This window comes from Methylobacterium nigriterrae, assembly GCF_037106235.1.
Classification (GTDB): domain Bacteria; phylum Pseudomonadota; class Alphaproteobacteria; order Rhizobiales; family Beijerinckiaceae; genus Methylobacterium; species Methylobacterium nigriterrae.
Window position 1 is genome coordinate 1 of the sequence record NZ_JBAWTG010000543.1, and the last position, 459, is coordinate 459.

Sequence of the window (459 nt, forward strand, 5' to 3'; positions counted from 1 at the left end):
CGGCTTCGGGCTTGCCGGCATGATCTCGCCGGTGGTGTTCGGCGCCGTGATCGACGCGACCGGGCGCTGGGACCTGCCCTTCGTCGCCTCGCTCGGCCTTCTCCTGGTCGGAGCCGCCCTGGCGCTGCGCATGCGACCCGACGAGCCCTTCGTCGACGAGGCCGAGCCCGCCGCACGTCCGCTCGCCCGGACGCTGCCGGCCGAGCCGGCGGCCTGATCGAGATGCCCCGCGCCGGACGGCGCGGCGGCCCCACGCTTCCTCTCCCATCCATCGAGGATCTTGCCATGCCCGCAACTGCTAAACAGCCGCTCAGCCGCACCGAGCCGGTGGCGATCAGCCCGACGGCCGTCGATGCCGGCCCCGTCGATGACGTGATGCGGCGCGCCCGCGCCGCGCAGCGGCTCTTCGCCGAGGTGAGCCAGGAGGAGGCCGACGCGGCCGTCCGCGCCCTCGCCTGG

Annotated in this window: 1 pseudogene; it reads left to right on the forward strand. The window is 74.9% G+C overall.

The window, feature by feature from the left end:
• Positions 1 to 217 (forward strand): annotated as a pseudogene (locus tag WDW90_RS38155) (MFS transporter); the annotation flags it as partial.
• Positions 218 to 459: the final 242 nt, after the last annotated feature.